Below are 24,456 nucleotides of genomic sequence, written 5' to 3' on the forward strand. Positions count from 1 at the left end.
GGTTCGTTGAGGTATTACTTTCAGGGCCGGCGTTTTCCCCGGCTTTTTCCGGGGAAATGCGGGTGAACGCGCGCCCGGAGGGCTGCGGGCCGAAGCGGATCCTGAAGGATCGGGCGGGAGGGACGGGAAAAAAGGGGAAAAAGAAAAGGCGGCGGCACAGGAAAAACCGGCGCTGCCGCCTGGATCGGAGAAGCAAAGAGAGCCTCCTCCCCGCCCTTTGGTCCTCCCGGAGACCTCCTTTAAGGGGGAGATGCCAGGGAAGGACCGGCGGGGAGGCTCTCCGGGTCAGCCGAGAATCGCCTTCAGGTCGGCCTCGGGCGTGGTGACAAGCTTCAGGCCGTAGCGATCGGAGAGGACCTTCAGGATCGTCGGGCTGATGAAGGCAGGAAGCGACGGTCCGATGCGGACGTTCTTCACACCGAGGTAGAGGAGCGAGAGGAGAATGGCCGCGGCCTTCTGCTCGTACCAGGAGAGAACGAGGGAAAGCGGCAGGTCGTTCACCGTGCACTTCAAGGTCTCGGCAAGCTTCAGCGCAAGGACCACAGCGGCGTAGGCGTCGTTGCACTGGCCGAGGTCAAGAAGACGGGGAAAGGGACCAATATTGCCGAGCTGCTTCTTGAAGAACTTGTACTTTCCGCAGCCCAGAGTCAGGATCAGCGTGTCCTTCGGGGTCTGCTCGACGAAGTCGGCGTAGTACTGGCGCTCCTTTTTGATGCCGTCGCAGCCGCCCACGAGGAAGACGTGCTTCACGGCGCCCGCCTTCACCGCGTCGATGATCGCGGGGACGGCATCAAGAAGAGTCTTGCGGCCGAAGCCCACCGTCACGCTCTGGCCTTCCTCGTCCTCGGCATAGCCCGGCATTTCGAGCGCCTTCCGGATGACAGGAGACCAGTCGCCGTTGGAAATGTGGACGCAGCCCGGCCACTGGACGACGCCCGAAGTGAAGACCTTGCCCTGGTAGAGGCCCGGGTACTGGATGCAGTTCGTCGTGAAGACGACCGGCCCGGGGAAGGCCGGAAGTTCGGCGATCTGGTTCTGCCAGGCGGTGCCGAAGTGGCCGGCGAAGTTCTTGAACGCGCGCAGCTTCGGGTACGCGTGCGTCGGGATCATCTCGCCGTGGGTGTAGACGTAGATGTCGGTGCCTTCAACGGCTTTGAGGATCTCGTAGAGATCCTTGAGGTCGTGGCCGGAAACGAGGATCGCATGGCCCTTCCTGTGCCCGAGGGAAACCGGCGTGGGCGTGGGGTCGCCGTAGGTCTTCGTGTTGCCTTCGTCCAGGAGCTGCATCGCGCGGACGTTAATGCGGCCCACTTCGAGGGCGAGAGCGAGCCAGTCCTCGAGCGAGCGCGAAACGCCGTCAGTCGCGGAGGCGGCAAGGCACTTCGCGGCGGAGACGACCATCGCGTGGTCGCGGCAGCCGAGCTCCTGCGCATGGTAGGCGTAGGCGGCGACGCCCTTCAGCCCGAAGAGGATCGTCTGCAGCGCCGAGCGGACGTCTTCGTTTTCCGCAAACGCATCGGGAGACGGGGCGGTGAGCAGCAGCTCGTCGGCAAGTGACGCGGCCGTGCGGCCGGACTTTTCGCAGCCCGCCTTCGCGCGCAGGTTCTCGGCGGTCTCAAGCACCCGCACCAGCATCGCCTTCAGGGCCGCGGAGTCAAAGTCCACGTTCGTGAGGGTCGAAAAGAGAGCCGAGAAAAGGAGGTCGTCCGCAGAGACGTCGACGACGCCCGCCTTGTCCGCGCAGAGGATCGCCTCGGCGAGCTTTCTCGCGCCCACCACCAGAGTGTCCTGCATGTGGGCGACGGCTTCCGTCTTCCCGCAGACCCCGCCCATCGTGCAGCCGGTGCCGTTCATCGTCTGCTCACACTGATTGCAAAACATGTATTCCTGTCTCCAAAAAAAGCGGCGGGTGCTCCCGCCTGTATAAGATGTATTTTAAATACATATTATCAGAAACTCCGGCGCTTTTCCTTAACAAGCGGACAGAAACGGGACAGTCTCTGGCCTTATTCAAATAATTCAATGGACAACAAGCCGTCTTCAACCCGGCGCGAAGGCACGGTCCCCCCTCGCGCCGCCCACGGGCAGACAAGAAGGAGACCGCTGAAATGCAAAATCAGCTGCCCGCCCCGGCGGACAGGGCTGTTTCGAATGCGGCGGCAAGCACGATGTGACCTGCGCCAAATGAATCCCTGCCGCGGGACCGGTCGGTCCGGCAGACCGCCCGCCGGTGAGGAGGCAAAGCCTCCGGTCAGCGGCTCTTCACGGTGCCCGAAAAGCTTATGATGGGCCTTAAGCGCGGGGCGCAGAGAAGCGTCCCTCACGAAACGCAAAAGAAACGCAAAACTCAAGGACTAAGGCCGTGCTCACTAATCCCACTGAGACCGCCCGGGCCGTCTCGAACTGGATCCGGGACTATTTCGACCAAAACTGCCCGAAGGGCCGGGCCGTCGTCGGCATTTCCGGCGGCAAGGACTCTGCCGTGACTGCGGCGCTTTGCGCGCGAGCCCTCGGGAAAGACCGGGTGGCGGGCGTGCTGATGCCCGACGGCGCGCAAAAGGACATCGCCGACAGCGAGGCGGTGGTGCGTCTGCTCGGCATTTCCTCGGTCACGATCAACATCGCCGGGATGCACCAGGCCTTCCGGGACGAGATCGCCGCAAACAGCGGCTTTGCGGCTCTCGCCGGCCGGGAGTCGCTTTCCCGCGACTCGGAGATCAACTTTCCTGCAAGGCTTCGCATGGCCACGCTCTATGCGGTCGCACAGTCTCTGCCGGGCGGAGCGCTTGTCATCAACACCTGCAACAAGTCCGAGGACTGGGTCGGCTACTCCACGAAGTTCGGCGACTCGGCCGGGGACCTGAGCCCGCTTGCCGTCTTCACGGTCACCGAGGTGCGGCAGCTTGGAAGCGCCCTGGGGCTGCCCGACTCGATCGTCCGCAAGACCCCCTCGGACGGCTTAAGCGGCCTGAGCGACGAGGCAAAACTCGGCTTCACCTATGAGCAGCTCGACCGGCTGATCGAGACCGGCGAATGCGAGGACCCGGCTCTGAAGGCGAAGATCGACCGGATGCATGCGGCGAACCTCCACAAGCTGCAGCCCATGCCGCATTTCCCGAGAAAAGACTAAAAGGGCCCAAAGACGCCAAAAGGAGCTCCCCCGGTTCGGGAGAGCCTTTTTTAGGCCGCCCGCAATCAGTGCTTCAGGAGGAAATGCGCCGTTCCTGAACTGCGCAGCCGAAGCGAAAAGCGCGCCGCACGGAAGAAGTCAGCGCGGCAGGGAATCCCAGGCCGTCTTGAGGAACAGCACGGCGAGCACCGCGAGAATGATCGGGCGCACGACGCGGCTGCCGTTTTTCATGACGAGCCCCGCGCCGATGTAGTGGCCCGCAATGCCGAAGGCGCCCGCGATGAGGCCGAGGATCCAGTCGACCTCGCCCGCAAGGGCGAACGTGGCCAGAGCGGCGATGCCGCTCGAGAAGTTGACGATCTTCATCTGGCCCGCGGCGTCCCTCACCCCGAGTCCTGCGGCCGCGGCGAACCCAAGCAGCATGAAGGTGCCGGCCCCCGGGCCGTAGAAGCCGTCGTAGGCTCCGCAGGCGAAACCGACGAGGGCGAGCATCCGGCGCCTTCTGCCCTCGTCCATCGGCCGGGAGTCGGGCGAGAGCGTGCGGCGCCGCATCACGAGAACGGCCGCCACCGGCAGGCAGAGCACCAGGAGAATCTGAAAGACCTGCGCGGGGACCATGAGCGCGATGCGGGCTCCCGCGAGACTCCCGGCAAAGGCCGCCGCGATCGGCACGAGGGCGAGCCGCAGGTCGATGAACCCGCCCCGGTAGAGCCTCACGGTCGAAATGCACATACCCATGCCGCTTGAGAGTTTGTTGGTCCCGATCGCGAGGTGCGGCGGGACGCCGGCCAGAAGATAACCGGGCAGCGTGATGAGGCCGCCGCCTCCCGCGATGGCGTCTACAAGCCCCCCTAAGAAAACGAGCGGGCAGACGATGAGAAGCGTGGTGAAGTCAGGCAGCATGGGCTTTTCTTAAAAAAATCGGGTTCGGACCGCAAGCTCCCCGAAAGGGCGCGGTCCCGCGGCCTGCAGGCGGCAGGCCTGTCCCGAAAGCGGCGGCGCCTAAGGCGTCAGCCGCCGCGGGGCCAGGTCCCTTCCCCGGGGCCTGACCCGTATTGTAGTTAAAGAAAACCACGGCCCCTGCCCGGGCTCCCGGAAGTCCGGGGACCAAAAAGGGCGCCGGCCGATTGAGGCCTGTGCCCTGAGAGCAAAAAAACCGGGACCGCCCGCCGGGCGGTCCCGCATCCGCTATTACCGCGGCCCGCAAGGGGTGCCCGCATCAGCGGATTTTCCAGTGCTCACTGGATTGAAATCATCTTGCGTTCAGGCTTCTGAGCCTCGGCTTTCGGAACGTTGATCGTGAGGATGCCGTCCGCGAAGGACGCGCTGCAGTCGCCCTGCTTCACGCCCTCGCCCACATAGAACGTCCTGCTGCAGGAGCCGGTGCTGCGCTCCGAGCGGATGAGCCGCCCCTCCTTCTTGTCCTCATGCTTCTCGTCCTTCCGGGCCGAAACCGTGAGGTAGCCGTCCTTCAGCTCCGCGCTGATCTCATCCTTCTTAAAGCCAGGCAGATCCATCAGCAGCGTGTAGCCCTTGTCGGTCTCGCGCACATCGGTCTTCATCAGACGGTCGGCATTTTTACCGAAAACACTGGCAGCCGGATCCGGGAAGCGGACGCCGGAGAAAACATCAAACGGATCGAAAACGCTGAACGGAGTTTCATCAAAGATAGTCGGAACATTAGCCATAATTCTTACCTCCATTAGGGCCGTCGTCCGAGCGGTCTGTTCTTTTCCGGGAAGCCCTTGCTGCAACCGGCTTCCCGAAAGGGGAAGCGCCTGGTCTTCGTCCTTTCGGATTCCCCCGGGGGCTTTCCCCTTTGCTAACTTCTATATGGGGGCTGACTTTCAATTTTCAAGAGCCCGCCTAAATTTTTTTTCCTCCTAAGCTCTGCCCAAAGCCGCAGCGGAAAGTCCGGCCTGATTCGGCGTGGAACGCTCCCATCCGCTGATCTCGTGCGGACGCTTCTTCCGGCTGCAGAATCCCGCCCGGACCCGCGCCCGCTGAAAATCTTCCTGATGTCCATCGGATCCTTCGTCCTGGTCAGGGCGCGGCGCTGCAGAATGCGGGCTTACGGCGGCTTGGCAGTGCCGCCGTAAGCCCCCTTGCCAGTGCAGCGCTTCATGAAAACCACAGCGCTCCGAGTCCTGGCACAGGATGAGCGGCTGACGGGAACACCCGGGCGAAGAGCGCTCCCAGACGCCCAAGCGAAGTAAACAGGTGCCGGGCGGCTCTTCCCGCTGGCCGCCGAAAGTGAGCCTTGTTATCCTTTACTGGCAGAACGGCAAAGCGTTCGGGCAGCACCGAGGGGAGGGGCGTTTTCAACGGCACCCCGGACTCGGGCGATGCTTTCCAAAAAATCAAATCGACAAAAGGAGTTTCTCAGGATGGCTAAGCCCTATATCGTCTGCCACATGATGATGTCCGCAGACGGCCGCATTGACTGCGCGATGACCTCGAAGATCAGAGGCGTCGATGAATATTACGGGACTCTCCGGTCGCTTGAGGCCGACAGCACCGTAAGCGGCCGGACCACCGCAGAGCTTGAAATGGCGCTGCCGGGAAAGTTCGAATCAAAGTCGGGCGAGTCCTACGGCCACTCGGGCTTTTCAAGGAACCGCAGCGCCAGAGGCTACGAGATCGTTGCGGACAGCGAGGGGACGCTTCTCTGGCCGGATCAGGTGAGTGCGGCAAAGCCGCTTCTAGTTCTTACGAGCGAAAAAGTCGGGAAAGAGTACCTCGATTACCTGGACTCGCGACGGATTTCCTGGATCGCCTGCGGGAAAAGCAAAGTCGATCTCGTCCACGCGATGGATATCCTCGCCCGAGAATTCGCGGTCAGGCGGCTGGCCGTCGTAGGCGGCGGCACGATCAACGGAGCGTTCCTCGACGCAGGTCTTCTCGATGAAGTGAGCCTTCTCATCGGCCCCGCGATCGACGGGAGAAAAGGGATGGCCTCCGTGTTCGACGGCATTGCCGGGGACCGGGAGCCCTTCGGGCTCACGCTCAAGTCTCTCAAGCAGTATGGAGACGGCGCGGTCTGTCTTCGCTTCGAAGTGGAGAAATGAAAACGAGAGAAGGCGCTCAGGCCTTCCCTTCCGGACATGAGAAAAGCGCCGCGATTGCTCGCGGCGCTTTTTCCTTTCGGCTTTCCTCGAAAACCCGGGCGAACCCGGCTCCCCGGGGGAGCCTCAGCCGAACCTTTGAACTTACTGAATCGCGATCTTCTGGGTCTGAGGCTGCAGAGCAGAAGCCTTCGGGACATTGATCGTCAGGATGCCGTCTTCAAAGGAAGCGCTGCAGTCCTCCTGCTTCACGCCCTCGCCCACGTAGAACGTGCGGCTACAGGCGCCGGTGCTGCGCTCCGAGCGGATAAGCCGCCCTTCCATCTTTTCCTCGCGGCTCTTGTCTTTCTGAGCCGAGATCGTGAGATAGCCGTCCTTGAGCTCAGCGGAAATTTCGTCTTTCTTGAATCCGGGCAGATCCATCATGAGGGTATAGCCCTTGTCGGTCTCGCGAACATCCGTTTTCATCACGCGGTCAGCATGCTTGCCAAAAACGCTCTCGGCAGGATCCGGGAACCGAACGCCGGAGAAAACATCAAAGGGGTCAAAAGCGCCGAACGGAGAATCTTCAAAGATAGTCGGAACTGAAGCCATAATAGCTACTCCTCATTATGGACCGTCGTCCGAGCGGTCAGGAAATCTGGCGGCCGGGCGGAATCCCCGGCCTATCTGGGGAGAAAGTCCATCGCTCGCGGGGCTCTTTTCGAACCCCCCGGGCTTTCGCCCCTCACACTTTTCAATATGGGGGCCCTTTCGGAGATTTCAAGTCCCGGTCAGATTTTTTCCATCGCGATGAGAAAAAGCCGGGACACATGCCCCTTCGCCCCGGTGACGATCACCATCTGGTCAGGATCGCTCAGTCTGAGCGACAGATCCCGGTCCAGGGCGCGAAGCCTGAGTCCCGCCTTTTTAAGAACGCTGACGTCCCAGTCAGGACGATCCCGATCCGTTACGGGGAGACGCTCGGCGATGTCGTTTCGCTCGCGAAGCTGTGCGGCGGTCTGTCCCGGATGCACGGGCGGCTATCCGGCCTGATCCGCCACCCGGAATGTCCTGCCGTAGTTTGCGTCGATGTTGACGAAGACGCCGCCGCGCTTCAGGACGCGCGCAACGCCTTCATAGGCGAGTTCAGGCCGCGGCAAGGTCCATGTCACGTTGCGCGATAAGACGAAATCAAAGCTCTCGTCAGGAAAATCAAGCGCCTGCGCGTCCATCTGCCGGAACTCAATGGAAAGGCCACGCGCCCGGGCATTGCAGCGCGCCTGCTCGAGCATGGCCTCGGAATAGTCGACCCCGGTCACCCGCAGGCCTTTCTGCGCAAGAAGCAGCGCGAAAAATCCCGCGCCCGTGCCCAGGTCGAGCGCGAACTTCGCCCCGGAAGGAACAAGCGGCAGGATCACCTCCTCGTAGAGACCGCTCAGTCTTCCGCCGTACTCCTTCACTCACGCGCCGGTGTTTTGGAACAGGGCTTCCCCAAAGAATCAGGCCTTCGGGATCTAAGAGAGGTACCTCACTTCACCGTTTACCGTCCGCATCGCCCGACTAATACCTCTAAAGTGATAATAATTCGTCTTCCTGCCCCGGGTTCCCGATCGCGGCAGAAAATCGCCAAAAAGGGGGATGGCGGGACTGGACAACCGGGCATCCTTATGTTTTAATTTGAGTGTCAGGGCCATCGCCGTGGCTTTGACACGCTCTTTTAAGTATTTCTTTCGCAACCCGCGGCTTTCACCGCGGGCTTTTTTTATCCTATTTATATATCTTTATAGGTATTTTTCTTTTTTCTGACCCGGCAGGTCCTTCCTTTAAAATGGAAGGAAAAACGGAGGTGCAAGCGATGAAGCGGCACTTTGTAAACACACTTGCGGCCGCCCTCGCGCTGCTTGCGGCAGGCTGCTCCAGCGTTTCGCTCGGAGGGGGCTACGGCGGCTGGGGCGGCAGCCACGGCGGCTGGGGCGGCGTCGGCGTAGGCATCAGCCTGGACGATCTCTTTTCGGGCCCGAAGGACGAGGCCCTGCCTGAGCTTCGGTCCGGAAAGGCCGAAATCACGGCCTTGAAGCTGCGGAAGGCGTCCGACTCCGAATACCGCCTCACGGGCACGGGCGGCAGCGGCACGGACAAGGCGCTTCCCGCCCTCGTCTCCATTCCCTGCGGGGATCCGGCTCTTTCGGGCGCCCCCGCCCTTCGATTCAGCTTTCTGCTGCAGCCCGGGCGCGGCAGCCGGGTGGAAGCGGTGACGCGCGAGATCCCGCAGGGCTGCCGGCCGGATCCCTCCCGCGCCGCGCTTGAGATCCGCGCCGAATCCGCCTCTAGCGCTGAGGGCCGGTGAGGGCCCGTTCGCGCTTGTTTTCCTCCGGCGCTTCCTCCTGAAGCGCCGGACGCACCTGCTGCCTGGCGAGGCGCTCCGCGGTCGCCTCCACAATCGAGCGCACGGGAGGCAGCGCCCTGTAGTATTCGGCGAGCCGCCTCGCAAGCTCCAGATCCCCGGGGCTGCCGCTTTCCCTAAGCTCCCTGATGAACCCCGCGGCATAACCCAGCACCTTCACCCGGTTGCGCCGCGTCATATCGGCCACGGGATCGGGCTCGGGCCTGCCCTCAAGAGCCTCGCCCACCTGGCGCAGCACTTCCCTTCGGCCCGAGGGCGAGAGGTAAAAGCCCCCGGACTTGTTCGCGGCATAGGCCCGCCGCAGCAGCGGCTGCCACCTTCTTCCGCGCGTAAATGGCCGGGTCGCGTTCGCGACTATTCCCCGCTCCAGAAGCCTCGAGGCAAAATCTTCCCTCAACAGCCTCAGCTCGCGCCGCTGCAGGCGGAAGGTCCGCCCGTCTTTCCAGTTTCGGCTGCGATAGAGAAGATGAGCGTGGGGGCTCTTCTCATGCTCGTAGTGGAAGCACACGACCCAGGGCCGCTCCCGGATGTGCTCGCGGGCCCACTCGCGCACCGCCTCCTCAAAGCGCTCGCGGGGCACCTCGCCCGCAATGCCAAGAATCATCTGGCCCAGGGCCCGCTCTGCGGGCCGAGCCTTCCCGTCGCAGGAACGCCAGGCGACAATCACCTTTTCAACGGCGTCGCTCGTCCGGTAAACGCAGTCTTCCTCATCGTAGGCTGCGGTCGTGCCGTTTCGCGAAATGTATTTCGCATAATTAAGCACCTGGGACGCGCTTGAGCAGACCGCAACCGCATAGGCGCTCGTGCGGGCGTTGCAGAGTACGGAGACCTCGGGCCAGCCCCGCACCATGCCCCAGGCCTTCTGTCGGGCCGTCAGCGTCCTAATCTCTCCCAGCCCCGCGGGATGGGGCCGGCGCGCAGCGTCATCAAACTCATTTTCGGGATCCCGCAGGGGTTCCCGAACCTCCCGCCTGATTCCCCTCATCACGCCTCCCCGCTCGGCAGGAGCCGCGCCCTGCTCTCCGCGGCCTCGGTCACGCGGCGCGCGGCCGCCGCACATGCTTCGAGCATCGCAAGCGTGTTGGGCAGCCCGGCCAGGCAGCGCTCGAACCCCTGCGGGGCCTGTCCGCAGTCCAGCGCCATGATCGCGGCGGCCGAGGTCTGCGTGAGGCCCGCCGCGCATTTGCTGAGCTCAAGCTGCACGGAGCGCAGCAGCGCGGTCTCCTCGCGCGTGAGGTACGGCCGCGAGAGGAAATACCCCCGCAGCACCCGCACGACAAGCGCGGGCCTGCTCATGCTTTCTTCGCGAGCCCTTGCTCCGAGCATCTCGAATTCGGAGTTTGTAAGCACCAGCTGCATGTTCACGCGGTGCAGGGTGTGCTCGAGCGAGGCTTCAAGCCTCGGTCCGGAGGAGACAGCCGGCAATTTGTCTTCCCTCATTTCTCTCATGGATTCAATTTCCCGCATTCCTGAATTCCGTTAAAAATTTAATAATATATGTATAATTTTCTACACAAAGAAAAGCTGCTTTTCTCCGGGCTGTTCACTGCCCCCGGCCTTAGTAGGCCTCGCTTCGGGCAGGACTGACCCGGAAGGCTTTCGTCTGCGCCCTCACTTCGAGTCACGGCCGCCTCCCGCCTCTTCAAAGCGCGCGAGCAGCGCCTCGTTTCGTGAGGAAAGGGCCGCGAACTGCGCCTTCAGGTCCCGCAGCTCCACGGCCTGGTCCGCGAGCTTTTCGCGAAGCGAGGCCGCGCTTTCGGATTTGGCAGAGGGGCCTCCGAAGCGCCAGGACACGCCCAGGTTCAACATGTGGTTGTCGGATGCGGAGGCCGCATAGCCCGCCGAGAGCATCAGGTTTTCAGTCGGCCGCAAGAATGCACCCACGGCGACTCCTTCGCGGTTCTTGAAGTGGCCGAGTCCCGCCGCAATGCTGAAGCGGTGGCTTTCGTCGTAGTCCTGGGGATGAAGGGCGGCCAGGGCCGCGGCCCCCGCCCCTACCTTGGCGAGGTCTTCCTGCAGCCCCGTGATGCTGTGCCGCAGGCCGCTCTGCGCTTCATAGAGCTGGGAGCCGTTCACAGCGTCGGAAGACCCCGGGGCGACGCGTCCCGAGCCAAGCCCGGTGATCCGGCCGCCGCCCGCATCGATCCCCTCGCCCGTGATCACAACGGAGCGGCCTGAGCCGCCCACGGAAAGGCTCTGGAGCGAAAGATTGGGATTCACGGCCAGGCCGTAGGCGCGGCCGCCCCTGCCATTCACGCCTTCGCTTACGACAAGCGTATCGTCCGCGGCCTCAAGGCTCGTGTGCGCTTCGGCGATCTTTCGCACGCCCTCAAGTGCCGTATATACCGTGCCGCCGCTCACGACCCCGGCGTTTTTATCCGCCACCTCGCCGTCCGTGACAACGGAGACCCGGTAGCTGTCCGAAGCGGCTCCCGCCCCCGCGGTCTTCTCAACTGTGACGTGGCTGCCCGGAACCACTTCAACCGCGCTTCGTGCGATGTCCCGCACGGTCTGCGCGCTCTCGTCCGAAAGCTGCAGCCCGCCCTTCACTGCGAGGCTTCCGGTCGTCGCATCGCCGAGAATCGAATTCCCCGCTTCAAGGCTTCCGGTCGTGGTTTTGCCCGCGGTTGTCGTATTCCCCGAGACTGTGGCGTCGCCCTTGACCGCGAGATTTCCGGTCGTGGTGTCGCCCAGAGTCGAATGCCCCGCCTCAAGGCTTCCCGTCGTGGTTTTGCCCGAGGTCGACGTGTTCCCGGAAACCGAGGCGTCGCCGTTGACCGCGAGGATTCCGGTCGTGGTGTCGCCCAGAGTCGAATGCCCCGCCTCGAGGCTCCCCGTTGTGGTTTTGCCCGAGGTCGTCGTGTTCCCGGAAACCGAGGCGTCGCCGTTGACCGCGAGGATTCCGGTCGTGGTGTCGCCCAGAGTCGAATGCCCCGCCTCAAGGCTTCCCGTCGTGGTTTTGCCCGAGGTCGACGCGTTCCCGGAAACCGAGGCGTCGCCGTTGACCGTGATATTCCCGGTTGTGGTGTCGCCGAGAGTCGAATTCCCCGCCTCGAGGCTCCCCGTGGCGGTTTTGCCGCTGATCGAGGCGTCCCCGCTCACGCTGAGCGTCTGACCCGAGAGAGCGCTGCCGCCCGAACCCATTCCAAAGAGGTCCTGCGCCGACCCCAGCAGCTGCGCCGCCTCGTAGGTGACGTTGAAGTCTTTCGTGTCGGTGCTTCCGCCCGTGTTCACGCTTTCCGTGTAGGTCTTGGAAAGAAGGTAGACGTTGCCGCCCTTGAGCGTGGTCGCGGTGCCGCCCGAGCGGTTGTCGCGCGACGTCACCGTGATCGTCTTGTCATTGGCGAGGTAGACGAGGACGTTCTGGGTGCCGACGAGGTCCCCGTAGCCGCTCACCTCCAGGTTTCCGCCAAGCGCAATGGAAAAGTCCTGCGAAAAGTCGGGACCCGAGTCCGCGCTCCAGTGGCTCGAGATGTAGCTCGCGAGCTCGGACTGCTTCACGCTGCTGTTCACAAGCGTGGGCAGCGGATTGGCGGAGCTTAGGCCTCCGTCGTTTGAAATCTGGATCTGGGAGGCCTGCGCTGCGCCGGAAAGCGCGATGGCCGCAGCGGCTGCGGCGGTAGACAGAATCGCTCGGGGGAGAGCAGCCTTGCGGCTTTTGTTTTTCTGCATGTTCGTCTCTTTTGTCTTCAGGGGCCTGAGGGGAGTCAGGGCTTTCAGTCCGCCCTCCCCTCCAGCGCCCCAGGTGGTTGGTAAAAAAGCAGAGCTGATATAACTCCGCAACAAAATTATGGTTTATTTTATACACGTTTGGCGCAGTTTATAGTTATTATTTGACTAAAATCAAATTAGAAAATATAGAAGATCAGAGAGCCCCCGCCGAAGGCCGCGGCAAAGAAGGCTTTATTCGAAGGAAGCGCAGGCGACGCAACGCACAGCTGCGGCACCTCTGTTTTTGAGAGGTTGATTCCCGAAGAAACCCGAGGGAAGGAAGGCCGCCGTCAGAAGACCCGCAGGCGGCTCACGGCGAGCACGGCCCCGAGCACCACAAGGCCTTTTTCAGCCATCGCGGCCGGGATCTGCTCGCGGGGAAAGCGCGTGTTTTCGTAGCTGATCGAAAGCGTGCCGTCGAGCAGCGTCTGCAGTCTGCAGCAGCGCAGCCGGCCGTTGTAGAGGGCGGCATAGATGCCGCCCGCAAAGGGCCCCGCAGAGTCCTCGGACCCCCGCTCGATCACCACCGCGTCGCCTTTTTGAATGAGGGGGTCCATCGCATCGTCTTCCGAGAGCGCCGCGACGCACCCCTCCGCGCTGATCCCGCGCTCGGCGGCCCAGGAAGCCTCAAGCAGCACAGAGCGGGGCGCGGCCTGAGGGTCTTCGCTCCAGCCGGCCCTGCCGTCGGTGAGCGAGGGCCTTGAGATTGCGAGCCGCAGCACGCGCTCCTCAGGGGGCTTGTCGACCCCGTGCTCGTGGTCCATCCAGCCGCGCTCAAGCCGCAGCCTGTCCTCGATTTCGCGAGCAACCGCATCGCCCATGAGCCTGATGTGCCCGTTGGAGAAACGCGTCCCGCTCTTAATCTGCCTTAAGGTCGAGTCCGCCCTCGGCCGCCCGATCGCAACATTGAGGTCTCCGACGCTCTTGAACTGCCGCAGCAGCTCCATCAGGTTTTCATAGCGGATTTCTGAGGCGGTTTTCATTTCGGTCGCGGCCGCCGTTGGCAGGGAGCGGCAAGAAAGTCCTGGTTGCCCGCATTTTAACAAAGCACCGCCCCTCGTGTTTGAAAATCTACCTTGCGAAGGATTGACTTTGGGCGATCGATATATATAATTTCTACTGATATAAAGTTATAAATAAGATTTAATATGCGTCAAAAACAACTATCCGCAGGAGGGACCGCCCCTTTGCGGAAGGAAGGAGGAAAAAGCATGAAGTCAGTCGAATCGAAGGCGGCCTGGGCCGCCTCGGGGCTTCTCGCCCTCTCCGGGAGCGCCGGCGCGGCAGCTCCCGGGGATCTGCTCACGGGCGAGGAACGCTGGGGGTGCGAGGTGCTGCTCTGTCTCTCTGACCCGCGCGGCCCCGAAGCGCAAGCCGAATGCAGGCCGCCGGTCGAAAGGCTCTACCGGTCGCTTCGGTCGCGGCATCCGCACTTCCCGAAGTGCCCCCAGGCGGGCGCCGGGAACTACGCCGAGCGGGTCTCGGATCCCTTCGACCTCTGCGGGCCCGAGGGGCTCGAGGACGCCCCCGCGGGCTACGTGGCCGAGGGCCGGTCCGAAGGGCGGGGGAAATGGCTTTTGTCCTCCCCGCCCGCCTGGAACGGCGCGGGAATCGGCAGCGGTTCCCAGCGCACCAAAGCCTGCGTCGCGGGACGCGAGGGGATTTACAGATGGAGCGAAGACTATGGAGACAGCCATGAAGAGAAAACAGCCGTCGTCTACCGGAAGGTCGTCTGGATGCGGGAACAGTCCCCGCGCGCGATCGACCTCTACCTCGGCGGAAGCCTTGTGCGGCGGTTGCGCTACTAGCCGCAGGCCTCCGCAGCGCGGCAGGCTCATAAGAGAAAAGGGATCCGCCCAGCCCGAAGCGCTCACGCGCTTCGACACTCCCCCGAGCTTTTTTGGCCTGGCAGATCCCCGCCTCATTATGAAGCTTTTCGCGCCGGCCGTGGCCTGCGCGCTGCTCTTCGCGGCCCCGGCTCCAGCCGCCCCGCGCCTGCAGGGCCCGGAGCTCTCGCGGCTCATCCGCTCCTGCGCGCCGGGAGCCGCCCTCGACACAATGGCGGCGCTCGTACGGGTCGAGTCCGGCGGCCGCCCCTTCGCGGTGGGCGTGCGCGGGGCGCCGGTCCCGCAGCCCGAAAACCTGGGAGAGGCCCTGGCGGCCGCCTCGAGGCTCGCGCGCGAAGGCCGTGTCTTCGCGCTGGGAATTGCCCAGATCAACGTGCGGAACCTGAAGCGGCTGGGGCTGGACTTCGAAGCCGCCTTCGACCCCTGCAGAAACCTTGAGGCCGGAGCGCGGATCCTCTCGGAGTGCTTCGCGCGCTCGAAGGCGCCCACGCAGGCCCGCAGGCTCTCGGAGGCCTTCTCCTGCTACTACTCGGGCGACCTGAAGCGCGGGATTGCGCTCGGCTACAGCGAGCGGGTCGCCCGCGCGGCAGGCGTCGTCCCGGGCGCGGCCTGGAAGCCCGCCCCGGCCGTGCCCCAGGACCCGCCCGGAGGCGTCCTCCGGGCCGCAGCGCCTCTTTTCTGAACTTTTTTTTTCAGTCAAACACAAGGATTTCCCATGAAAAACCGCATTGACGCGGTCCAAAGGACCGCACTCACCCTTTTTTCGGCCGCGGCCGCCTCTCCGGCCTGGGCCGCGAGCGGCACGAACAATGTGAACACGCTCTTTACGACGATCCTCACCACGATGCAGGACGTCTCCTCGATCATCGCGACGATCGCCTTCGTCTACGCCGGCATCAAGATCCTCTTCATCCAGGCGCCGCTACGCGAGGTGGCGGGCCCCATCATCGGGGGCGTCGTGATCGGGGCAGCGGGCTGGCTCGCGAGCCTGCTCGTGTCGTGAAAGGAGGTCCCCGCCATGGACATCACCTCCCCCATCTTCAAGGGCGCGACGCGGCCCGCCTGCCTCTTCGGCGTGCCGATCAAGCCCTTCATCGGAGTCACGCTCGGCTGCTTCATCGCCGGGATGTGGACCTGGATCCCGGCCGCGTTTGCCTGCGTGCCGCTTGTCGCCCTCATGCGCGAGGTCACGCGCGAGGACGACCAGAAGTTCCGCGCGATCGCGCTCCGGCTGCACCTTCTGGGGCTGCGAAGCGGCATCGTGCGCTTTGCGCCCACGACGCGAAGGAGGGTCCCGTGAAAAGCCTTCGCCCGCACCCGGGCCCCGCGCTCGAGGACTTCATCCCCTACTCCTCCCAACCCGCCCCCGGCATCGTGATCGGGCGCGGGGGCGAGCTCTACGCCTCCTGGCAGCTCGAGGGCGTGCCCTTCGAGGGCGAGGACGACGCCGAGCTCGCCCGGGGCGCCTCGGAGCTGAACCTTCTCTACCGAAGCCTTCCGCCAGGCAGCGCCGTCACCTGCCACAGGATCCACCAGTCTTTCGAGGACGAGCTCAGAGCGCCTTCCGAGCCGGGTTTCGCGCGCGACTTCGCCCGAAGCCTCGCAGAGACGACCCGCAGCCTCATGAAGACAGAGCTCTTCGTCACGCTTCAGGCTCCCGCCCCGGCAGCCCCCGGCCGGGCCCTGAGGCTAATCCCCGAACCCGCCCGCGCCGAGGCGCTGCGAGCCCGAATCGAATCTTTCGCAGAGCTTGTCCGAGGATTCGAGCGGGCGCTGTCGCACTTCGGGCCGCGCCGCCTCTCCGAATACCGCCGGGGCGGCCTCCTCTTCTCCGCCCAGCTCGAGCTCTACAACGCGCTGCTCACCCTCGAGCGCCAGCCGGTGAGAATTCCTCCGGGCCCGGTTTACAGCGCTCTCGGAAATGCGACGCTTTTTGCCGGCAGCGACCTCCTCGAAGTGGAGTCCGCCACCGGCCGGCGCTTCGCTTGCGGGCTTGAGATCAAGGACTTCTGCGAGGCCTCAGACCCGGGGCTGCTCGACGCGCTCCTTTTCCCCGCCGCAGGGCCCGCTGGCCCCGGGGGCGGCTTTATCGAGACCCAGGCCTTCAGGATCCTCGGCCGCGCCGAGGGCGAGCGCTTCCTCAAGACCCAGCAAAGACGCCTCATCGCCTCGTCGGATGCCGGGGTGACGCAGGTCTCAGAGCTCTCCGAGGCGATGGATGGACTCGCCTGCGGCTCGTTCGTGATGGGCGAGTACGGCTACGGGATTCTCCTCCTGGGCGAGAGCGCCGATGAGGCCCGCCGCGCCGCGCTCGACGCCGCCGAAAAGATGAAGAGTGAGGGGCTGCTGCCCTACCGCTCGACTCTCGCGCTTCCGGGGCTTTACCTCGCGGGACTTCCCGGGAACTTCTCCCTCATGCCACGCGCGGCCACCCTCACTTCGGTTAACTTCGCACACCTCGCGCCCTTTCACCGGCTCTCCTCGGGAAAGCGCGACGGAAACCCCTGGGGCGAGGCGCTCATGCTTCTTCGAACGCCCTCCTTCGAGCCCTTTTACTTCAGCTTCCACGCGAGCCGCGCGGACCGCTCGAGCCTGGGCGACAAATCGCTCGGAAACACGGTCGTGATCGGCTCCTCGGGAAGCGGCAAGACCGTCTTTCTCAACGCCTGCGCGGCGCTCGCTCAGAAGTACAGAAACGAAAAGGAGCCTTTCTCCCTGGTCTTCTTCGACAAGGACCGGGGCGCCGAGGCAGCGGTCCGGGCGCTGCCCGAAAGCGCCTATTTCAGCTTCACCGCGGGCGACCCCACGGGGCTCAACCCCTTTGCGATGGAGCCCACCGAGGAGAACCTGTCGTTTCTCTTCGAACTCGTGCGGCAGCTGCTCGAGTCCGAGGGCAGCCCCTTAAGCCCCGCCGAAGGAGCGCTCTGCTCGCGCTCGATCCGGGCCGTGATGGCGCTGCCCTCGCGCTGCAGGCGTCTTGCCGCCGTTCGCCAGAGCCTGGTGAGCCGCAGCGGCTCGGGCGAAGAAGGCCTGGCGCTGCGGCTCGCACCCTGGATCGAGGGCGGCGAATTCGCCTGGGTCTTCGACAACGAGCGCGACACGCTCGACTTCACGGAGCACGAGAACATCGGGATCGACGGCACGGCCTTTCTCGACCGCCCGAAGATCTGCGGCCCGATTGCCTTCTATCTCCTCTACCGCATGGAGCAGGCCCTGGACGGCCGCCGCTTCGTGTTCTTCATGGACGAGTTCTGGAAGTGGCTCCGCTCCGAGTCCTTCTCGGGCTTTGCAGTGAACAAGCTCAAGACCGTCCGCAAGCAGAACGGGCTCGGGGTCTTCGCCACGCAGTCGCCCGCCGACGTCCTCACCTCGAAGGCCGCCCGGGACGTGATCGAGCAGTCGGCGACCCAGGTGTTCCTGCCCAACCCGCGGGCGACGGAGGCTGACTACGTGGAAGGCTTCAAGGTGCCGCGCGACCAGTTCGAGATCATCCGGGGGCTCTCCGAGAGCTCGCACCAGATGCTCGTGCGGCAGGACGGACGCGCGGCGCTTTGCAGCTTCGACCTCTCGGGGCTGCCCGAGGCGCTTTTCGTCCTCTCGGGGAGCACCCGCGGCGTGAAGACGCTCGAGGGGCTCATCGGGCGGGACCCGGTTGCGCCCGTTCCGGCCGAAAAGTGGCTGCCGGAATACCTGCGCGCCATGAAATCCCAAAAGGAGGAAGAGAAATGAAAAAAGCCGTGTTTTTCCCGCTTCTTCTTGCGCTCTCGCTTCAGGCGCTCGCCTCCGGCATCCCGGTGGTCGACGCCGCGGCACTCTCCCAGTCGCTGCAGAACTACCTGCAGCTCGCGCAGCAGTACCAGATGCTCGTGAGCCAGTATGAGCAGCAGCTGCGCGCCTACCGCTCCATGAACGGGACGAGGGCCCTGGGGCGGCTGCTTTGGAATCCGGCGCTGCAAAGCGCGCTGCCGGAGGACTTCCGGGAGACGCTTCGGGCGGCCGCGAGGCTGGGCGAGGCGGGGCTCACCGCTTCGGCGCGGCGCCTCTACGACGAGTCGGGGGCGGCAAAGCGCTGCGAGGCCTTCCCCGCGCGGGAGCGCGTCGCCTGCGTGCGCGAGGCCGCGGCCTCGGCCCAGGCGCTCGACCTCTTCGGCAGGGAGGCGGAGACGATGTCGCGCCGGGCGAAGACGATCGAGTCCCTGATGGATGCGATCAACGGGGCGGAGGACGCAAAGTCGACCGCGGACCTCACGGCCCGGATCGCAGCCGAATCGGCCGCACTGCAGGCCGAAAAGCTCCGGGTCGACGCACTTCGGGCGATCGCCGAGGAAACCCGGCTCGAGGCCGGGCGCGAGGCAAGAAAGGCCGCCCGAGAGCGCTTTGCCGTGCGGGCGGACTGGAAAAGCATCTGGAGTGAAGCCATGGGAGCGTTCGAAAACTTCGGACTCGCGGTCGAGTCCCAGATCTCGGGATTTTCCGAGAGCGTCTCCTCGCAGCTCATCGCGGGGCTTGGCCCCATCGCCGCCGCCTCGATCACGATCTACGTAACCGCACGGGCCTGGGCGATCCTGATGGGCCGCGAAAACGGCGCGGTCGGCGGTCTCATTCTCTCAACGGCTCGCTGCGCACTCGTCGCCTTCTTTGCGCTCAACGCCGGGAACTACACCGCCTACGCTCTCTCGGCGGCCGGAGGGCTGGAGTCGTGGCTGCTGCAGACGCTGCCGGGCTCCCCGCGCAGCGCCTGGGCCGCGATCGATGCGCTCTGGGCGGCCTGCGCGGGCGGAATCGAGTCGCTCTGGGGGCTGCTCGATGCCTACGGGATGACGCATTTGGGCGAGGAAATCCTCACCGCGCTCTGCGTGGTCGCAATGACGGTGCTTGGAGTGCTGCTCACCTCGGCCTCGCTCGGGGTGCTGCTGCTCGCAAAGATCGCGCTCGCCCTCACGCTGGGGTTCGGGCCCGCGTTTCTCTGCTGCCTCATGTTCCCCGCGACCCGCGGCTGGTTCGACCCGTGGCTGCGCTCGACCCTCACCTACGTCTTCACCGTCGTGATGGCCGGGGCCGTGCTGCTTTTCTTCTCGGGGCTTTTCACCGAGCGGATCGCGCGCGTTGCGGCCGCGGCCTCGGGCAACGCCGGCCCCGACGTCTTCGGCGTCTGGCTCGAGCTCGGGGTGACGCTCGTGATCACGCTCACCGCGAGCTCAATCATCAGGCTCATTCCTTCGATCGCGGCAGGGCTCGCGGGCGGGGCCTCGATGCAGGCCGTGGGCCTGGGGGCGATGCTGGCCGGCGCCTTCGGACCCGCACGGGCGGCTGCGGGAGCGGCGGCCGCGGGCTTTGGCGCCGGAGCGGGCAGCGCCTCGGTCGCAGCGCTTGGCCGCAGGGTCCTCGGACACCGGGGGCTCGAGCAGCCCGGGGCCCTCCCGATGGCGGCCCTGGGCGCCGCGGCCGGCGGCGCGGGACGGCTCTCCGCCGCAGCGGCCAGGCGCCTCTCGCGCACCCTCCGGGACGCAAGAGGTGGCGGCCTGTGATCTTCCCCCTCTTTCACGATTTTTCAAAGATAAACAGAATCTTAAAAGGACGAAACAAATGAAATCGCCACTTCTTCAAATCGCCGCCGCGGCCCTCGCGGCGGTGCTCCTCGCGGGCTGCGCCTCCGGCGCCCCGGCTCTTCCGGAGCCTTCCGGCGAGTGCATTCCCGTGAACGCTCCCTCGGGAGGCGCGTCATGAAGCTGCCCCGGATTTTCCAAAGAAAGGCCCCTGCGGAAAAGGCTGCTGCGGTCCGCCAGAGCCCGTCCGGCACCGAAGCCTTCACGTTCGAAGCCGCACGCGAGGATCTCGCCGCGAAAAGCGAAGCCCGGGCCTGGCGCTGCGCCGCGGGGCTCGGGGTGCTCCTCGCGCTCGAGGCGGCGGCGCTTTGCGCGCTGCTGCCGCTTAAAAGCTCAGTGCCCTTCGTGGTCCAGGTCGACCGCAGCACGGGCGAGTCCGTGGTGCTGCCGATCGCGAACACGCGCGAGATTCCCGCCTCCGAAGCCCAGGACAAGTACTGGCTCGGCCAGTACGTGCTCGCCCGCGAATCCTACGACTACCGGACGCTTGAAAACGACTACATCAGGACCCGGGAGCTTTCAACCCGCTCCGTCTTCGAGCCCTACGCCTCGCAGTTCGGGCAGAAGGAGGGGTCGCTCGAGAAGCTCTACGGCGACAGCCGGGAGATCCGCGTGAAGCTCCTCTCGGTGGTCCCCAACGGCAACGGCGTGGCCACCGTGCGGTTTGCCAAGACCCTGCGCAGCACCCGCAGCGGGATGACCGAGCGCGAGTCGCGCTGGACCGCGACCCTGGGCTACGAGTACCACCCCGAGTTCAAGGCGACCGAGGCCTCGAGGCTCGTGAACCCGTTCGGCTTCCGCGTGACCTCCTACCGGGTGGACGAGGAGGTGGGGCGCGAGCCCGAGCCCCCGAAGGAGGCGTCATGAAGCGCGCGCTTTTCACGCTCTGCTGCGCCGCGGCCGCCGCTTCCTCGCCGGTGCCGGCGTCCGCAGGCGCGCGGGTCGCGCAGCGGCTCTACGACCCGGGCGAAGTCGTCCCGCTCCTCACCGCCGGGGGGCTCGTGACCACCGTGGTCTTCGAGCAGGGCGAGGTGATCCAAAGCTACGTCTCGGGCTTCAGCTCCGCCTGGTCATTCGCGGCCGAAGGCAACCGCCTCTACCTCAAGCCCAGGGCCCCGAAGGCCGCGACGAATCTCACCGTCGCGACCGACCGGCGCATTTACCTCTTCGACCTGCGGGTCGCAAAAAGCCCCTCAAAGGCGCTCTACCGGCTCACTTTCCTTTACCCCGGGACGAAGGCAAAACGCGCTTCGAAAAGCCCCGCCGCAGCCTCGTCCCTCCTTCCCGCGCCGAACGCGGCCCTCAACGGGAACTGGGCCATGCGCCTCGGGAGCGATCCGCAGTCCCGGGGAATCGCCCCGGTCTGGATGGCGGACGACGGGCGCTTCACCTACCTCAGGTTCGCGCCGGGCGCGGATCTCCCCGCGGCCTTCTGCCGCAGGGGGCAAGAGGAGTCGATCGCGAACTTTCACCTCGAGGAGGACGGGACGCTCGTTATACACGGCGTGTGCACCGAACTCAGGCTGAGGTCCGGGCAGGCCGTGGTCGGGCTCTATGCGGAAGGCGAGCACGGGCAGAGGAACCGGACGCCCGCCGCGCTGAAGGCCGAAGAGCCGCAGGAAGAGAAGAAGGAGGAGGACGACGATGAAAGCGGAAGATGAAAAGGCGGAAAAGCCCCTGGCCGACCAGGCTGGGGTGACTCACCTCGACGCGAAGGCGAGAAACCTCAGGGCCGCGGCAGCTGCGGCTGCCGCGGTGGCGGTCCTCGGCGCGGCCGCCGGGGTCGTCTTCTGGAAATGGGAGGGAAGGGGCGGGGCCGCCACTCCGGCCGCCTCCTCGGGCGCCGATGCCGGCGCCCTTGAGACAAGCAGCAGAACGCTGAAGATCGAGCCCCTGCCTGAAAGCGCCCTCGCCCCGGGGAGGGACGCACGGATTAAGCCCGCTTCAAGCCCCGCGGCAGGGGAGCCTTCCCCAGGAGAGAAAGCCGCCCAGGGGGCCCGGACGCGGGCCGCGGCTCCCGACCCGGTCCGGGTACCCAGCATCCGCGAGGCCGCGGGGAGGGAGGCCCCGGAAGCCGACCCGCGCTTTACCTCTCCGCTTGAGGCCGGGACGGGGATAGCCCCGGGCGGCCAGGCAGCCTCCGGAAACAGGCTCGGAGGAAAAGCCGCTTCGGCGCCTGCCCCGCAGGACACCGACGCGAGGCTCCGGGGCACGTTCGCCCCCGGGGCGCGGGCCGGGATGGTCCGCGGACGCAGCCTCAGGATCGCCCGCGGCACGGCGATCGAGTGCCTTCTCACCACCCGTATCGACACCACGGTACCGGGTCCCGCAGCCTGCGTGATCCCTCGCGACGTCTATTCGGAGGACGGCAGGACGCTGCTTCTCGAAAAAGGCTCGAAAGCCTTCGGCGAATACCGCGGCGCGGTCCAGCACGGACTTGCCCGCATCTTCCTGCTCTGGACCCGGATAGAGACCCCGAGCGGGGTCGCCGTGAACCTCAACTCGCCCGCGGCCGACGCGCTGGGCGGGGCGGGCCTTGACGGCACGGTCGACCGCCACTGGTGGGAGCGCTTCGGCAGCGCCCTGCTCTTCTCGCTCGTCTCCGACGCCTTTGACTTCGGAGTCGCCCGCGAGACGGACGCGAACGGGGGCGTCAACTACTACGCGAACACCTCGGAGAGCATGTCGGGGCTCATCGCCGAGGCGATGCGGCACGCGGGCGACATCCCGCCCACGCTCACGCGCGCTCAGGGCACGAGGCTTACGATCATCGCCGCACGCGACCTCGACTTCAGCGGCGTGTATGCCGGAGGGGAGACTCAGCCATGAGCCGGAGCCTTGCGCGCGACGCGACGCTCTCTTTCGAGCTCGAGCCCCTCGCGCCCTTTCTCGAAGATCCGGCCGCGACCGAAATCTGCGTGAACGGCCCGGGCGCGGCCTTCGTGCTGGCGGGCGGCCTCTGGCGCGAGGAGCCCTGCCCCGGGCTCACTCCCGGGCGGCTCTCGGACCTCGCCAACGCGGCCGCGGTCTACGCGGGCCGGCCCTTCGGCAGCCTCTCGCCGCTGCTTTCGATGACGCTTCCGGGCGGCGAGCGGGCGCAGTTCGCGGGACCCCCGGCCGCGCCGGAAGGCCGGCTCTACGTCTCGATCCGCCGCCCCGCAGACCGGGTGCGCACCGTGGACGAATTCCTGCGCGAGGGATTTTTCGACGCGCCGGGCCCGGGCCGGCAAGAGGATCCGGGGGAGCTCGCCCGGCTTTTCTCGCGCGCCGCCGGCACCGGGCCGGAGGCGCCCGCGGCCCGGGCCGCCTTTCTCAAGCTCGCCGTCGCGCTGCAGAAAAACATCGTGATCGCGGGCGAGACGGGCTCGGGCAAAACCACCTTCATGAAGGCGCTCATGCAGGAGATCCCCGCCTCTGAGCGGATCCTCACGATCGAGGACGTCCCGGAGCTTCGCGCGGGGCTGCCGCGGCACCGCAACCAGGTGAACCTCTTCTACCCCCCGGAAGCCCGCGACGGCGACCCGCTTTCGGCCGGGCGGCTGCTGCGGGCCGCGCTTCGCATGAAGCCCGACCGGATCCTCATCGCGGAGCTGCGCGGCGCGGAGACCTACGAGTTCCTGAACGCCTGCCTTACCGGGCACGGGGGTTCGATCACCTCCTGCCACGCCGGAGGGTGCGAGGAGGCGCGCGAATACCTGCTGCTCAAAGTCCTGCAGTCCGAGGCGGGCTCGAGGCTCACCGAATCCGCAATCCGGCGCCTGATCGGCCTCACGGTGGACGTGATCGTGCACGTGAGCGCCCGCGGCCCCGGCCGCCGGGCGGACGAGCTCTGGTACCGGGGTGCGGCGGGAAACGCAGGGAATTCCAAACAGGACGCATCAACTTAATTAAACAAATTTTGTAAATAAAAACGCGTTTAAAGGAGCTTCAAGCAATGCCAAACCACGTGAAGAACATCCTTGACTTCGAAGGCGAAGAGGCCGACATCGAGCGCCTCAAGTTTGAAACCCAGTCCCCGGGAGCCCCGGGCGAGGAGGACCTCGTGCTCGACTTCAACCGGCTTATCCCCATGCCCGCCTCGCTCGAGATGGTGGGCGACGGGGTACCGGGACTCTCGACCGCGGCGCTTCTGCTGATGAGGGGCGAGTCCGTCCCGGAGTCCCTGTCCTGGGACGCGGACCTCATTCTGAGGCGCTTCGGCGAGGACGGCCCGAAGGCGGGGCTGGGCGGCCCCGGGGATCTCCCCGGATTCATCCGGCGCGCGTCGCTCGACCACAGCTACGGGATCGACCTGCGGCTGGGAAAGTCCGGGCTCGAAAACCTGCGCCGCTACGGCGCCGTGAGCTGGTACGAATGGCGGGTCGAACACTGGGGGACGAAATGGAACAGCTACATGCCCACCGAGGACGGCAGACGCATCTCCTTTCTCACGGCCTGGACGCCGCCCGAGCCCGTCTACAAGGCACTCTCCGAGCGTTTCCCGCGGGTCGCCTTCACGCTTCGCTGCGCCATCGAGGGCGAGGACCGCACGTACTGGGAGGGCCGCTACGAAAACGGCGCCTGCCGCTCGATGCGCGCGATCGAGGACCCCGCGCGGCTCGAGGCGATCTGGGCCGAGGCGGGCACGCCCTTTGTCTTTCGGGAGCGGGCGCTGCAGAAAGCGGCGCAGCCTTCCCGCTCTCCCCGAGGCGGCCGGAGCCGCTCGCTCTGA

The 24,456-nt window shown here is 65.5% G+C and carries 25 protein-coding genes; 15 read left to right on the plus strand and 10 right to left on the minus strand.

The annotated features are described in order from the left end of the window. Positions 1-285: 285 nt before the first annotated feature. A complete protein-coding gene (gene hcp, locus MAF45_RS01180) occupies positions 286-1,881 on the minus strand; it encodes a hydroxylamine reductase (protein WP_237977722.1) in 1,596 nt (531 codons plus the stop codon). Between the two features lie 481 nt (positions 1,882-2,362). Between hcp and nadE the strand changes: the two genes are divergently transcribed. Then, positions 2,363-3,130: an NAD(+) synthase gene (nadE, locus tag MAF45_RS01185; protein ID WP_237977723.1), complete on the plus strand. Its 768-nt coding sequence runs from the start codon at positions 2,363-2,365 to the stop codon at positions 3,128-3,130. 138 nt (positions 3,131-3,268) lie between these two features. Here the strand turns inward: nadE and MAF45_RS01190 are convergent, their stop codons facing one another. Together MAF45_RS01190 and MAF45_RS01195 are read right to left on the minus strand one after the other, a co-directional pair. Further along, positions 3,269-4,033 (minus strand): sulfite exporter TauE/SafE family protein, encoded by a 765-nt coding sequence (locus MAF45_RS01190; protein WP_237977724.1) that lies wholly within the window; start codon positions 4,031-4,033, stop codon positions 3,269-3,271. Between the two features lie 335 nt (positions 4,034-4,368). After that, the gene (locus MAF45_RS01195; RefSeq protein WP_237977725.1) at positions 4,369-4,818 is read right to left on the minus strand and encodes an Hsp20/alpha crystallin family protein; all 450 of its coding nucleotides are present in this window, start codon (positions 4,816-4,818) and stop codon (positions 4,369-4,371) included. Between the two features lie 699 nt (positions 4,819-5,517). Between MAF45_RS01195 and MAF45_RS01200 the strand changes: the two genes are divergently transcribed. Beyond that, a complete protein-coding gene (locus MAF45_RS01200) occupies positions 5,518-6,198 on the plus strand; it encodes a dihydrofolate reductase family protein (RefSeq protein ID WP_237977726.1) in 681 nt (226 codons plus the stop codon). A 141-nt stretch (positions 6,199-6,339) separates the two neighbouring features. Here the strand turns inward: MAF45_RS01200 and MAF45_RS01205 are convergent, their stop codons facing one another. The 3 genes from MAF45_RS01205 to MAF45_RS01215 form a co-directional block, all read right to left on the minus strand. Continuing rightward, complete coding sequence (locus MAF45_RS01205; RefSeq protein ID WP_237977727.1) at positions 6,340-6,789, minus strand: Hsp20/alpha crystallin family protein; 450 nt, start codon at positions 6,787-6,789, stop codon at positions 6,340-6,342. 179 nt (positions 6,790-6,968) lie between these two features. Next, positions 6,969-7,211 (minus strand): hypothetical protein, encoded by a 243-nt coding sequence (locus tag MAF45_RS01210; protein ID WP_237977728.1) that lies wholly within the window; start codon positions 7,209-7,211, stop codon positions 6,969-6,971. Between the two features lie 6 nt (positions 7,212-7,217). After that, the gene (locus tag MAF45_RS01215) at positions 7,218-7,637 is read right to left on the minus strand and encodes a class I SAM-dependent methyltransferase (protein WP_237977729.1); all 420 of its coding nucleotides are present in this window, start codon (positions 7,635-7,637) and stop codon (positions 7,218-7,220) included. A 386-nt stretch (positions 7,638-8,023) separates the two neighbouring features. On the opposite strand from MAF45_RS01215, the gene MAF45_RS01220 reads away from it, so the two are divergent. After that, the gene (locus MAF45_RS01220) at positions 8,024-8,524 is read left to right on the plus strand and encodes a hypothetical protein (protein ID WP_237977730.1); all 501 of its coding nucleotides are present in this window, start codon (positions 8,024-8,026) and stop codon (positions 8,522-8,524) included. Here MAF45_RS01220 and MAF45_RS01225 read toward each other — a convergent pair. From MAF45_RS01225 to MAF45_RS01240, 4 genes are all read right to left on the minus strand, one after another. Next, complete coding sequence (locus MAF45_RS01225) at positions 8,505-9,566, minus strand: hypothetical protein (RefSeq protein ID WP_237977731.1); 1,062 nt, start codon at positions 9,564-9,566, stop codon at positions 8,505-8,507. The genes MAF45_RS01220 and MAF45_RS01225 overlap by 20 nt on opposite strands. Beyond that, on the minus strand, positions 9,566-10,021 hold the full coding sequence (locus MAF45_RS01230; RefSeq protein WP_237977732.1) for a hypothetical protein: 456 nt from the start codon (positions 10,019-10,021) through the stop codon (positions 9,566-9,568). The genes MAF45_RS01225 and MAF45_RS01230 overlap by 1 nt, the downstream gene beginning before the upstream one ends. Positions 10,022-10,192: 171 nt before the next feature. After that, positions 10,193-12,253, minus strand: a complete 2,061-nt coding sequence (locus tag MAF45_RS01235) for a YadA C-terminal domain-containing protein (RefSeq protein WP_237977733.1) — start codon at positions 12,251-12,253, stop codon at positions 10,193-10,195. A gap of 329 nt (positions 12,254-12,582) precedes the next feature. Then, positions 12,583-13,275 carry a S24 family peptidase gene (locus MAF45_RS01240; RefSeq protein WP_237977734.1) on the minus strand — a complete coding sequence of 231 codons (693 nt, stop codon included), beginning with the start codon at positions 13,273-13,275 and terminating at the stop codon, positions 12,583-12,585. A 228-nt stretch (positions 13,276-13,503) separates the two neighbouring features. Between MAF45_RS01240 and MAF45_RS01245 the strand changes: the two genes are divergently transcribed. The 12 genes from MAF45_RS01245 to MAF45_RS01300 all read left to right on the plus strand — a co-directional run bounded on the left by MAF45_RS01245 (position 13,504) and on the right by MAF45_RS01300 (position 24,456). After that, entirely contained in the window at positions 13,504-14,100 is a 597-nt protein-coding gene (locus MAF45_RS01245; RefSeq protein WP_237977735.1) for a hypothetical protein, read from the plus strand. A gap of 118 nt (positions 14,101-14,218) precedes the next feature. Continuing rightward, complete coding sequence (locus MAF45_RS01250) at positions 14,219-14,821, plus strand: lytic transglycosylase domain-containing protein (RefSeq protein ID WP_237977736.1); 603 nt, start codon at positions 14,219-14,221, stop codon at positions 14,819-14,821. Positions 14,822-14,854: 33 nt separating this feature from the next. After that, positions 14,855-15,142 (plus strand): TrbC/VirB2 family protein, encoded by a 288-nt coding sequence (locus MAF45_RS01255; protein ID WP_237977737.1) that lies wholly within the window; start codon positions 14,855-14,857, stop codon positions 15,140-15,142. A gap of 15 nt (positions 15,143-15,157) precedes the next feature. Next, entirely contained in the window at positions 15,158-15,439 is a 282-nt protein-coding gene (locus MAF45_RS01260; protein WP_237977738.1) for a VirB3 family type IV secretion system protein, read from the plus strand. Then, the gene (locus MAF45_RS01265) at positions 15,436-17,868 is read left to right on the plus strand and encodes a VirB4 family type IV secretion/conjugal transfer ATPase (RefSeq protein WP_237977739.1); all 2,433 of its coding nucleotides are present in this window, start codon (positions 15,436-15,438) and stop codon (positions 17,866-17,868) included. The genes MAF45_RS01260 and MAF45_RS01265 overlap by 4 nt, the downstream gene beginning before the upstream one ends. After that, positions 17,865-19,667: a type IV secretion system protein gene (locus MAF45_RS01270; RefSeq protein ID WP_237977740.1), complete on the plus strand. Its 1,803-nt coding sequence runs from the start codon at positions 17,865-17,867 to the stop codon at positions 19,665-19,667. Before MAF45_RS01265 ends, MAF45_RS01270 begins: the two co-directional genes overlap by 4 nt. A gap of 58 nt (positions 19,668-19,725) precedes the next feature. Further along, complete coding sequence (locus tag MAF45_RS01275) at positions 19,726-19,866, plus strand: hypothetical protein (protein WP_237977741.1); 141 nt, start codon at positions 19,726-19,728, stop codon at positions 19,864-19,866. Then, on the plus strand, positions 19,863-20,612 hold the full coding sequence (locus tag MAF45_RS01280) for a VirB8 family type IV secretion system protein (protein ID WP_237977742.1): 750 nt from the start codon (positions 19,863-19,865) through the stop codon (positions 20,610-20,612). The genes MAF45_RS01275 and MAF45_RS01280 overlap by 4 nt, the downstream gene beginning before the upstream one ends. Then, entirely contained in the window at positions 20,609-21,406 is a 798-nt protein-coding gene (locus MAF45_RS01285; RefSeq protein ID WP_237977743.1) for a TrbG/VirB9 family P-type conjugative transfer protein, read from the plus strand. Before MAF45_RS01280 ends, MAF45_RS01285 begins: the two co-directional genes overlap by 4 nt. Beyond that, positions 21,390-22,574, plus strand: coding sequence for a type IV secretion system protein VirB10 (virB10, locus tag MAF45_RS01290; RefSeq protein ID WP_237977744.1), 1,185 nt, complete (start codon positions 21,390-21,392; stop codon positions 22,572-22,574). Before MAF45_RS01285 ends, virB10 begins: the two co-directional genes overlap by 17 nt. Then, positions 22,571-23,632: a P-type DNA transfer ATPase VirB11 gene (virB11, locus tag MAF45_RS01295; RefSeq protein WP_237977745.1), complete on the plus strand. Its 1,062-nt coding sequence runs from the start codon at positions 22,571-22,573 to the stop codon at positions 23,630-23,632. Before virB10 ends, virB11 begins: the two co-directional genes overlap by 4 nt. Positions 23,633-23,679: 47 nt before the next feature. Beyond that, on the plus strand, positions 23,680-24,456 hold the full coding sequence (locus tag MAF45_RS01300) for a DUF1281 family ferredoxin-like fold protein (RefSeq protein WP_237977746.1): 777 nt from the start codon (positions 23,680-23,682) through the stop codon (positions 24,454-24,456).

Origin of the sequence: Mesosutterella porci (assembly GCF_022134585.1) — a bacterium.
Classification (GTDB): Bacteria; Pseudomonadota; Gammaproteobacteria; order Burkholderiales; family Burkholderiaceae_F; genus Mesosutterella; species Mesosutterella porci.

Bases quoted from the DNA above. Each gene is read 5' to 3' on its own strand.
- hcp (WP_237977722.1), bottom strand. From the start codon at position 1,881: ATGTTTTGCAATCAGTGTGAGCAGACGATGAACGGCACCGGCTGCACG.
- MAF45_RS01190 (WP_237977724.1), bottom strand. From the start codon at position 4,033: ATGCTGCCTGACTTCACCACGCTTCTCATCGTCTGCCCGCTCGTTTTC.
- MAF45_RS01195 (WP_237977725.1), bottom strand. From the start codon at position 4,818: ATGGCTAATGTTCCGACTATCTTTGATGAAACTCCGTTCAGCGTTTTC.
- MAF45_RS01200 (WP_237977726.1), top strand. From the start codon at position 5,518: ATGGCTAAGCCCTATATCGTCTGCCACATGATGATGTCCGCAGACGGC.
- MAF45_RS01205 (WP_237977727.1), bottom strand. From the start codon at position 6,789: ATGGCTTCAGTTCCGACTATCTTTGAAGATTCTCCGTTCGGCGCTTTT.
- MAF45_RS01225 (WP_237977731.1), bottom strand. From the start codon at position 9,566: ATGAGGGGAATCAGGCGGGAGGTTCGGGAACCCCTGCGGGATCCCGAA.
- MAF45_RS01230 (WP_237977732.1), bottom strand. From the start codon at position 10,021: ATGAGGGAAGACAAATTGCCGGCTGTCTCCTCCGGACCGAGGCTTGAA.
- MAF45_RS01235 (WP_237977733.1), bottom strand. From the start codon at position 12,253: ATGCAGAAAAACAAAAGCCGCAAGGCTGCTCTCCCCCGAGCGATTCTG.
- MAF45_RS01240 (WP_237977734.1), bottom strand. From the start codon at position 13,275: ATGAAAACCGCCTCAGAAATCCGCTATGAAAACCTGATGGAGCTGCTG.
- MAF45_RS01245 (WP_237977735.1), top strand. From the start codon at position 13,504: ATGAAGTCAGTCGAATCGAAGGCGGCCTGGGCCGCCTCGGGGCTTCTC.
- MAF45_RS01250 (WP_237977736.1), top strand. From the start codon at position 14,219: ATGAAGCTTTTCGCGCCGGCCGTGGCCTGCGCGCTGCTCTTCGCGGCC.
- MAF45_RS01255 (WP_237977737.1), top strand. From the start codon at position 14,855: ATGAAAAACCGCATTGACGCGGTCCAAAGGACCGCACTCACCCTTTTT.
- MAF45_RS01260 (WP_237977738.1), top strand. From the start codon at position 15,158: ATGGACATCACCTCCCCCATCTTCAAGGGCGCGACGCGGCCCGCCTGC.
- MAF45_RS01270 (WP_237977740.1), top strand. From the start codon at position 17,865: ATGAAAAAAGCCGTGTTTTTCCCGCTTCTTCTTGCGCTCTCGCTTCAG.
- MAF45_RS01275 (WP_237977741.1), top strand. From the start codon at position 19,726: ATGAAATCGCCACTTCTTCAAATCGCCGCCGCGGCCCTCGCGGCGGTG.
- MAF45_RS01280 (WP_237977742.1), top strand. From the start codon at position 19,863: ATGAAGCTGCCCCGGATTTTCCAAAGAAAGGCCCCTGCGGAAAAGGCT.
- MAF45_RS01285 (WP_237977743.1), top strand. From the start codon at position 20,609: ATGAAGCGCGCGCTTTTCACGCTCTGCTGCGCCGCGGCCGCCGCTTCC.
- virB10 (WP_237977744.1), top strand. From the start codon at position 21,390: ATGAAAGCGGAAGATGAAAAGGCGGAAAAGCCCCTGGCCGACCAGGCT.
- virB11 (WP_237977745.1), top strand. From the start codon at position 22,571: ATGAGCCGGAGCCTTGCGCGCGACGCGACGCTCTCTTTCGAGCTCGAG.
- MAF45_RS01300 (WP_237977746.1), top strand. From the start codon at position 23,680: ATGCCAAACCACGTGAAGAACATCCTTGACTTCGAAGGCGAAGAGGCC.